This is a genomic window from Beijerinckia sp. L45 (assembly GCF_009765775.1).
GTDB lineage: Bacteria > Pseudomonadota > Alphaproteobacteria > Rhizobiales > Beijerinckiaceae > RH-AL1.
In genome coordinates this window covers 15,288-17,053 of record NZ_LMUU01000243.1, presented here as the reverse complement: position 1 = coordinate 17,053, position 1,766 = coordinate 15,288, and the positions used below count along the sequence as shown (strand labels likewise).

Here is a 1,766-nt window from a genome sequence, read left to right as displayed (position 1 = left end):
GACCAGGCGGCGGACCTCGGAATCGATCTTGCGCGCGGTCTCTTCGGACAAGGTGTTGGTCTTGCCCATGGAGTAGCCGAGGAAGACCTCTTCCTGGTTGTCGCCGTACATCACGGTGCCGAGCGCATCGGAGAAGCCCCATTGAGTCACCATCGCGCGGGCCAGTTTCGTCGCCTGCTGGATGTCGGACTGGGCGCCTGACGTGACCTTCTCCTTGCCGAAGATGATCTCTTCCGACACCCGGCCGCCCATCAGGACGGCGAGGCGCGAGGTCATCTGCTCGTAGCTCATGGAGAGCTTGTCGCGCTCCGGCAGCTGCATGACCATGCCGAGAGCCCGACCACGCGGAATGATCGTCGCCTTGTGGACGGGATCGGTCGCGGCGACGTTCAGCGCCACCAGGGCATGACCGCCCTCATGATAGGCGGTCAGCATCTTTTCCTGCTCGGTCATGACCAGGGTGCGGCGCTCGGCGCCCATCATGATCTTGTCCTTGGCGTCCTCGAACTCGCTCATCGTGACGATGCGCTTGCCGCGCCGCGCCGCCATCAGCGCCGACTCGTTGACGAGGTTCATCAGATCGGCACCGGAGAAGCCGGGCGTCCCACGGGCGACGACCTTCAAGTCGACGTCGGGCGACAGCGGCACCTTGCGGACGTGCACCTTGAGGATGCGCTCGCGGCCGATGACGTCGGGGTTGGGCACGGTGATCTGACGATCGAAGCGGCCCGGACGCAGCAGCGCGGGATCGAGCACGTCGGGACGGTTGGTCGCGGCGATGAGGATGATCCCCTCGTTGGCCTCGAAGCCGTCCATCTCGACGAGCAACTGGTTCAGGGTCTGCTCGCGCTCGTCGTTGCCGCCGCCGAGGCCGGCGCCGCGATGGCGACCGACGGCGTCGATTTCGTCGATGAAGATGATGCAGGGCGCGTTCTTCTTGGCCTGCTCGAACATGTCGCGGACGCGGCTGGCGCCGACGCCGACGAACATTTCCACGAAGTCCGAACCGGAGATGGTGAAGAACGGCACGTTGGCTTCACCGGCGATGGCGCGGGCAAGCAGCGTCTTACCGGTACCGGGAGGCCCGACAAGCAGCACGCCGCGCGGAATCCGCCCGCCCAGCCGCTGGAATTTCTGCGGGTCGCGCAGGAATTCGACGATCTCCTGCAGGTCTTCCTTGGCCTCGTCGACGCCGGCGACGTCCTCGAACGTCACGCGGCCATGCGCCTCGGTGAGCAGTTTGGCCTTCGACTTGCCGAAACCCATGGCCTTGCCGCCGGCCCCCTGCATCTGCCGGGAGACGAAGATCCACATGCCCAAGAAAGCGAGAAGCGGCAGGCCGTTGACCAGCAGGGTCACCAGCCAGCTGTTGCCGTCGGACGGCGGCTTGGCGGCGACGCTGACGTTCTTGGCTACGAGCTTCGGCACCAGCGTCGGATCGTTCGGCGCGTAGGTGGCGAAGGCGCGGTTGTCAGTGAAGTGGCCGGTCACTTCGGAGCCGGCGATCGTCACCTCACGCACGCGGCCCTGGTCCACCTCGGTGAGAAGCTGGCTGAACGTGATTTCCTGCGCCGTCGGCCGTTGTCCGGGATTCTGGAACAGCATGACCAGGGCGACCACAAGAAGAAATATGATCACCCAGAGAGCGAAATTGCGAAAATTGGGGTTCATCTGCGATCCAGAAGGGATTGGCTCTTGAGCCAGGACCCGAAGGAGAAAAAGGCCGGCGCGGCGACGCAACACAAGGACACGAGCGTGGCAAGACT

At 64.7% G+C, this 1,766-nt stretch carries 1 protein-coding gene; it reads right to left on the bottom strand.

What is annotated here, in order from left to right; all coding sequences use genetic code 11:
- On the bottom strand, nt 1–1,671 hold a 1,671-nt coding region (ftsH, locus tag GSQ79_RS25060), incomplete at its 3' end, for an ATP-dependent zinc metalloprotease FtsH (protein WP_158811482.1).
- Nucleotides 1,672–1,766 lie beyond the last annotated feature (95 nt).